The 7,397-nt window shown below is 54.8% G+C and carries 8 protein-coding genes and 1 pseudogene; 5 read left to right on the top strand and 4 right to left on the bottom strand.

Annotated features, from left to right (window positions below; translation table 11 throughout):
* Window positions 1–359, top strand: a pseudogene (locus tag RTK32_RS16200) (transcriptional regulator); the annotation flags it as partial.
* Window positions 360–388: 29 nt separating this feature from the next.
* On the opposite strand, the gene RTK32_RS16205 reads toward RTK32_RS16200, so the two are convergent.
* The 3 genes from RTK32_RS16205 to RTK32_RS16215 form a co-directional block, all read right to left on the bottom strand.
* Window positions 389–769, bottom strand: a complete 381-nt coding sequence (locus RTK32_RS16205; protein ID WP_312045763.1) for a DUF4440 domain-containing protein — start codon at window positions 767–769, stop codon at window positions 389–391.
* 30 nt (window positions 770–799) lie between these two features.
* Complete coding sequence (locus RTK32_RS16210) at window positions 800–1,267, bottom strand: OsmC family protein (RefSeq protein WP_312045765.1); 468 nt, start codon at window positions 1,265–1,267, stop codon at window positions 800–802.
* Window positions 1,268–1,346: 79 nt separating this feature from the next.
* Window positions 1,347–2,264 carry a pyridoxal-phosphate dependent enzyme gene (locus RTK32_RS16215; RefSeq protein ID WP_312045767.1) on the bottom strand — a complete coding sequence of 306 codons (918 nt, stop codon included), beginning with the start codon at window positions 2,262–2,264 and terminating at the stop codon, window positions 1,347–1,349.
* Between the two features lie 226 nt (window positions 2,265–2,490).
* Here RTK32_RS16215 and RTK32_RS16220 point away from each other — a divergent pair, with 226 nt between their 5' ends.
* From RTK32_RS16220 to RTK32_RS16235, 4 genes are all read left to right on the top strand, one after another.
* On the top strand, window positions 2,491–3,144 hold the full coding sequence (locus tag RTK32_RS16220; protein WP_312045769.1) for a PAS domain-containing protein: 654 nt from the start codon (window positions 2,491–2,493) through the stop codon (window positions 3,142–3,144).
* 647 nt (window positions 3,145–3,791) lie between these two features.
* Window positions 3,792–5,039 (top strand): phospholipase D-like domain-containing protein, encoded by a 1,248-nt coding sequence (locus RTK32_RS16225; protein WP_312045770.1) that lies wholly within the window; start codon window positions 3,792–3,794, stop codon window positions 5,037–5,039.
* Window positions 5,040–5,132: 93 nt separating this feature from the next.
* Window positions 5,133–5,831: an alpha/beta hydrolase gene (locus tag RTK32_RS16230; RefSeq protein ID WP_312045772.1), complete on the top strand. Its 699-nt coding sequence runs from the start codon at window positions 5,133–5,135 to the stop codon at window positions 5,829–5,831.
* Between the two features lie 107 nt (window positions 5,832–5,938).
* Window positions 5,939–6,370 (top strand): DUF3828 domain-containing protein, encoded by a 432-nt coding sequence (locus tag RTK32_RS16235; protein ID WP_312045774.1) that lies wholly within the window; start codon window positions 5,939–5,941, stop codon window positions 6,368–6,370.
* Between the two features lie 44 nt (window positions 6,371–6,414).
* On the opposite strand, the gene RTK32_RS16240 is transcribed toward RTK32_RS16235, so the two are convergent.
* Window positions 6,415–7,350: a VirK/YbjX family protein gene (locus tag RTK32_RS16240; protein ID WP_312045775.1), complete on the bottom strand. Its 936-nt coding sequence runs from the start codon at window positions 7,348–7,350 to the stop codon at window positions 6,415–6,417.
* Between the last annotated feature and the right edge of the window lie 47 nt (window positions 7,351–7,397).

Genomic DNA, 7,397 nt, shown 5'->3' on the forward strand with positions numbered 1-7,397 from the left:
TGTTCGAGGGCTGGCTGGATAAGGATGAACAGCCGAATATGATGGCTTTCATGTTCACGCATCCGCTGGCGCAACGGCTGGTTGTAGACTGGGAAGGGCGAGCAAAAAGGATTGTGGCAGAACTGCGCGCAGATACCATGCACTATCCGCACGATGAGGCGCTGAATGAATTTGTCGGCCGGATGCAGGGAAACGAGAGGTTTCGGGCCTTCTGGGCGCTACAGCAGGTTATCGTGCGGGAAGGCGGCGAACGTATTTTCCGGCATCCGCAGCTTGGCGAACAGCATTATCACCATCTCAGCTGGCAGCTAAGCAGCAACCGTTCGCTGAAAATGATTATGCTGATCCCGGACGGCTGACCGCTACAATGCCAGTTGAGGCATCGCGGTTACTCACCCTGCCAGGTTTCATGCAGAGAAAGCCACTGGGGTTTCCCTTCAATCAGTCTGAATACGGCGGTTGCCCAACGCACGGTAGCGGTTGCTCCAGACCAGCTCTGTCGTTCCCGATAGCGAACTACCGCGCCGCCGGGCCATGTTTCCACCAGCGTTAGCGCATCAAGCACGATAGTTAGCCCCGGTCTGCTGCCGCCCTGGGCGAGAAAAAAGTCACTTACGCTGGCTATGTCCATGCAGCGCCCGGTTGGCGGGATCATCATAAAGTCCGTGTTAAAGCGGCTCAGCAGCGCCTGCACGTCGCCGCTTCCCTGACCCAGCCAGTTTTCAATCGCCACGTGGGTAGTGATAACTTCGGTAAAATAAAGCTCCATGACTTCTCCGGTTGCGATAATGTCGTTTTTTCAAGCGTGGATGATGTGTGGTTCACAGAAAACGGGAAAATTCAGCGAATTGGCGATAAAACACTGTTCATGCGCTTTTTCATGCAGCGCTGTCGCCAGCGCAATATCGTCGCCCGCGCGTAGCGTAATCTGCGGTTTCAGGATAATACGGGTAAAGCGACCCCGTGTGGCTTCCAGCATGATACCTTCCGCTTTGTCGCTGTAACTCTGCACGCTGATGCCTGCTTCTGCACACAGATGCAGATACCAGAGTTTGTGACAGGCAGAGGCGGAGGCCAGAAGCATCTCCTCCGGATTCCACCGGCTGGCATCGCCAAGGAAAGCGGGATCGGAGGAACCGGCGATATCTGCTTTAGCCCCGGCGGCCACCTTAAACAGGCGGTCATAAGCCTGGTAATTTTCGGTACCTTCTCCTTTATTACCGATCCACTCCACGGTTACCTGATAGGTATGCTCGCGATCTGCCATAGCGCTTCTTCTGTCCTGTTATTAATGAAATCAGAAGATTAGCGTTTTCTGCTCGCTTTACCAGACGCATTTACCGGCATTAACGCTTTTCGGAAAGATGCCAGAGCTGTTCCGCCGTGAGGGTCGCGCCGCCGCAAACAATCACCAGCGGTTTCTGAAACGCAGCCAGCAGCGGATGGCTATCATAAACGACTGCCAGGCTCGCCCCGCAGGCTGGCTCGGTCAGCACCCGGTGATCGTTCAGGAAACGGCTGCACGCCGCTATCGCCTGGCTGTCAGTGACCAGCGCGCTGTGGATGGGATGCGTGGCAGCGCAGCGCAGCGCCTGTTCGCTGACCCGTTTTGCCCCCAGCGAACCCGCCACGCTGTTGATGGCGGCGAGTTCAACGGTATGACCGGTCTGCACCGCTGCGTGGAAGGAGGCGGCCCCCTCGGTTTCCACGGCCACTACGGGAACATCGTGCCAGCCGTTGCGCTGCAGTCCTTCCACCACGCCGCTCAACAAACCGCCGCCGCCAACCGACAGGATTACCACGTCAGGTTTACACTCTGTAGCGGCCACCTCATCGATCATCGTAGCATGGCCCTGCCACAACAAAGGATCGTCAAACGGATGCAAAAAAGCATCTTTGCTGCCCAGCAGCGACTGCGCATACTGGTTAGCCTCCTGCCAGGAGGCGCCGTGGATGATAACGTCCGCATTCTCCTGACGCAGCAGTTCAATGGCCCGTGCGGAAGTGGTTTCGGGCACCACAACGATAACGGGCACGCCCAGCTGACGACCAGCCCAGGCGACCGCCATGCCCGCATTGCCACCCGATGAGGAGACAAAGCGTTCGGCACCCTGGCGTAAATAGTGCTGACAGGCCAGCCCAATGCCGCGGATTTTAAACGAACCGGGTGGCTGAAACGCCTCCATTTTCAGCCAGACGTCCTGCCCGGCTAACAGACTCAGAGGACGTGACGGAATAAGCGGTGTGGTGTGGTGTAGATGCATTTTTATTCCTGAAGGCTGATGAAAAGAAACGACGCAGGAAAAAAGGAAAGCGCAGCCTGCCCGCATCAAATGATGAGGTGGCCGGCTCGTCCGGCACAAAGGATACCAGGCAGCACGCTACCGATAAGGGTAAATTATCAACAAAAAATTGATCAATCAACATTTCGTTGATTTTTTTGCCAAATGGCAGTCAGGGTAATAACCTGTTTTCGCTGGAGAAAAGCCAATGAGCAGTAAAGAAGAAAAAACGCGGTTGATTAAAGAGATGAGTGCGGTAATGGATGCGCTCGCGTCGGTTACTGGCCAGCATCTGGAGATCGTGCTGCACGATCTGACCCAACCCGCTTCTTCGGTGGTAAAAATCATTAACGGTCATATCTCCGGTCGCCAGCCTGGCAGTCCGCTACAGAGCGCGCCCGAAAACGATTTGGGCTTTCTGGGGCTGTTAGAGCAAAAGCCGACCGGTGAAAATCCGCAGGTTTTTAAAGATTATCGCACCACCAGCGTACGCGGCACGGCACTGCAAAGCGCTACCGTTATGTTCAGGGACGAAAACCATCAACCGTTGGTTTCGCTGTGCTTTAACGCCGATCATTCTGCCCTGGAAACAGCCCAAACCCTGCTTCGGCAGCTGCTGCCTGCCAGCGTGCCGGCAGAGGAAATTTCCAGCCTGGAAACGCGCATGAACGAAATTATTTGCTCCGCTATGCCGTCTTCCGGGATAGCGGGAGTGTCGAAAAAAGAGAAGATAGCGATAGTGCGCACTATGCAGGACAAAGGTCTGTTCATCGTGCGCGGCGGGGTGGAAAAAGCGGCAAAAGCGCTGGGCGTGACGCGTTACACCATTTACAACTATCTGGATGAAATCAAGAAGGCGTAGCGCGCTATGCCAGGCCTGATGCTGGACACCAAACGTCTGATGGGCATGAAGCCTGATGAAGAATGTTTGCCTGCGTGGTCTTCAGATAGCAAGTGTGGTGATGCATGTTTGCCTGCGTGGGCCTTCAGATAGTGAATGTGGTGATGAATGCTTGCCTGCGTGGTCTTCAGATAGCAAGTGTGGTGATGCATGTTTGCCCGCGTGGCCTTCAGATAGCGAAGTGGCGATGAATGTTTGCCCGCATGGCCTTCAGGTAGTGAATGTGGTGATGCATGTTTGCCCGCATGGCCTTCAGATAGCGAATGTGGTGATGCATGTTTGCCTGCGTGGGCCTTCAGGTAGTGAATGTGGTGATGAATGTTTGCCTGCATGGGCCTTCGGGTAGTGAAAGTGGTGATGCATGTTTGCCCGCGTGGCCTTCAGGTAGTGAATGTGGCGATGCATGTTTGTTCGCGTGGCCTTCAGGTAGTGAATGTGGTGATGCATGTTTGCCTGTGTATGCCTTGGTTAGCCTGGCCGCAATAAATTATTGCCGAACCGTATGGAGCACATTAATGAATGACTTAAGGTGCCGTTGTTGCGGACGTCCACGCCTGTACAACGGCCCGATCCTTTTACAGAGCCACGCAACAACGGCATGCGCCGCTATGCGCGACCTTGCGCAGCGGGGCAAACGATTACTGTGCGGCGGGCTGCGGCTGATTAGCCCGTTTGCTGAGACAAAGTTTGTGACGGCGGGTTATGAACTGGTGTATGACGCACCTGCAGAAACCACGCTGGCGGCATCGGATCTGCGTAGCAGCAGCGTGGTGTGGCAGGAGATATTTGCCCGCGCCCGTACGCAAATTGATATTGCTCAGTTTTACGTCGCCAACGAGCCGGGTTCGAGGCTGGATAAAGCGATCGAGGCACTGCGGCAGGCGGGCGAGCGCGGCGTGAAAATCCGCTTCCTGATGGATGAAAAAGGGCTGAAGCTCAGCACGCCGGAGACGATAACACAACTGAAAGCGATTCCCGGACTCACCTTCCGCGTTATCCGTTTCACCCGGCTGGCTGGCGGTATTATTCATGCGAAATACCTGATAGTAGACGATAAACAAAGCTTCGTCGGCAGCCAGAATTTCGACTGGCGGGCGCTGGAACATATTCAGGAAACGGGCCTGCTGATTAGCGACGCGCCGGTCGTAGCGCAGATTATTGCTATTTTTAATCACGACTGGTCCGTGCAGCCGCTGCTGGAAGCCGGCGAAAAGGTGCCTGAAACCGGTACGGACGCTTTGCCTGCCGACCTACGCACAGGGCGCTATCTGGTTGCCAGTCCGCGAGCATGGAATCCGGCAGGCATTGCCGATTCACAGGCGGTGCTGCCACAGCTGCTTGCTTCGGCCAGAAAGCATATTCGGGTGCAGGTAATGGACTATGCACCGTTGTCGTTTGGCACAAAGCGCAGTCGGCCTTTTTACGGCGTTATCGACAACGCGCTGCGCGCGGCGGCAGCACGCGGCGTGCAGGTCGAGTTGATGGTGGCTAACTGGAACACCCGACAGCCTGATATCGCCTGGCTAAAAAGCCTGGCGCTGATACCGGGCATAGCGATAAAAATCGTTACGATACCGGAAGCAGGCAGCGGGTTTATTCCCTACGCCCGGGTAGTGCATAGCAAAATCATGACCATTGACGGCGAGCTGGCCTGGGTAGGCACCAGTAACTGGAGCGGTGGTTATTTCGATCGCTCACGCAACCTGGAGCTGGTGCTGAATGACGCCGCTATGGCGGAGCGGCTGGATGCGCTTCATTTACAGCTTTGGCAGAGCCGCTATGCCGTGCCGTTGGGCATCGATGTTGACTATCCAACGCCCGATCCTGGCGGTCTGCTGCGAAGAAACGCGCCCTAACGCCTGCTCCTGTTTATCAACAAACACGCCAGGCGATACTCAACTTATTATCGTATAAATGGTATTCTCAGCCTGACCTACCAGGAGGAACTGATGGCGATGGTTTTATTGCCGGGCGTCATGTGCGATGCCGGTTTGTGGCAGGCTATGGCGACGGATCTGGCACCGTTTGGCCCGCTAATTTATGGCGATCTCACCCGTGAAAGCCAGCTGAAAGCGATGGCGACCAGCGTGCTGCGGCAGGCACCCGAGCGATTTACCCTGGTAGGGTTTTCGATGGGGGGGTATGTGGCTCGTGAAATGATCCGGCAGGCGCCGGAGCGGGTAGAAAAGCTGATTCTGATCGCCACCTCCAGCGAGGCAGACAGTGCGGAGCTGCGGGCTTTCAAAGCCGCTACGGCACGCTCGCTACAGTCAACAAGCGGTGCCTTTCGCGGTCTGGGGCAGAAAAGCATCGCGCTTTCGCTCAGTAAAAAACAGGCAAACAATGAACGCTTAAAAACGCAGATTTTCCAGATGAGCCTGCGGATGGGCAAAGAGGCGTACTGCCGTCAGCTGGTTATGGCACGCAACAGCGATAGCGATCTGCTGTCACAGATTGCATGCCCGACGTTGATCATCGCTGCCGCAGAAGATCGCATGCGCTCAATACAGGAGTCGCAAACGCTGTATGAACGTATTCCGCATGCCGAACTGGACATAATTGCAGACTCTGGCCATATGCTACCCCTGGAACAGCCTGCCGCTCTGGCAGAGGTAATGACCTGCTGGCTACGGCGAAATGCAGTATAAACATTTACCAAAAATAATGTGGAAACGGGTTCCTTCAGCGCGCTGAGAAGGTAAATTAACCGGCAGCGTGGCGCCGTCACGCAAGACGTAACGAACAGAGATTTTTGATGAAAAAATGGATATTGGCGCTGGGTATAGCCCTACTGGCGTCCCAGGCCAGCGCGGCGGAACAGGATCCGCAAAAAATCAGCCAGGAATTTTATAGCTGGTATCTGAGCGCGTTAAGCAAGGATGAAAGCCCGATCGATGAGCACGATCCGGTGTTAAATCAGTATGTCACGCCGCAGCTGCTGCAAAAGATCAATGTCTTGATCAAAAGCCCTGACGGCATGGACGATGACTTCTTCTTACAGGATCAGGACTATAGCGACAGCTGGGTAGATCACGTTAGCGCCAGCCGTTTTACCGTCAACGGCGAAGTTGCCTCAGGTGACGTGGCGTTAGGTAAAGATCCTGAGGATCGTCAGCTGTTACTGGTCACGATGCGCAAAGATAAAAACGGCTGGAAAATAGATGATGTGGTAAAGGAAAACCGCTGAGGTAAACCGCACGCAGATCGGTGCGGTTTATCCGTAGAGCCGGATCAGCCGCTATGCGCAGTAAACTGCTCTGCAAGGGCGTCCAGCAGCTCGTAACGTTTCCGATACTCTGACCGTTTTTTGCTGGCAATCTCCTCCAGCGGCTTGCGCGCAAAAGTCGTCGGCAGGCAATAAAGCGGCGAAGACATCGGGACAGCATTAAGCGTCTGCCAAAACTCGTCGTAGCTGGCATGAAAAAGACTTTTCTTTTTCAGGCGATAGCGCCAACTGCGGAAAATATGACCTTTGTCGCTGACGGCCTGAATCTGCACAATCCCCGTTGCCCGGCAGAACAGCGCCAGCGTCTCCAGTAACAGGCGTTTCGGAAATAAACCATAATTGGCTTTGGTCGCGGAACGGATCAGTTCGTGCGGCGTATCGCGATGCGCACCCTGAATACCGCCGATTATCACGACTTTTTTACCTTGTTGCTCGCACACGGTAAACGTCACTACCGCCAGTTTTATCCCATCCTGACTGAAGAACAGATTGACCTCGCCTTCTCTTTCGCAACGGCCAGTGCAGGCCATCGTGATGGAAAAACGTTCGCCACCCTTGCCCTCAAAACTCAGCAGTTCTGATCCTTGCTGGCTAAGTAGCGCCTGCCGAAGAAGGGGATGTGGCAAGTGTTGGGCGAAACGATAGTGAGAAATAATCGCCTCGACGCGTGCTGCCACCGGCATTCCACCATACAGGTAAGGCCGGTGGATCTTGCTCGGCAACGTATGCTGGATAGTCAGTATTTCACGCATCACCGGCTCATGAACAATGGCGTCAGCCAGCTTCAGGGTCTGATATGGGCAGACAAGCGACCGGAACAGATATTTAAGGCGATATTCACGGTCATACCACAGCTTTCCTGGTTTCAGCTTGCCCGTCACCAGCGACAGAAAAAGGGTCAGACTGCTCTCCTGACCTGGCGTAAGTATGATATCGGACATCTTCGGCGTCCCAGTAGAAAAAAATCAGTTGAACACCGACACCTTCG

The sequence above is a fragment of the Erwinia sp. genome, assembly GCF_031978025.1.
Classification (GTDB): domain Bacteria; phylum Pseudomonadota; class Gammaproteobacteria; order Enterobacterales; family Enterobacteriaceae; genus Erwinia.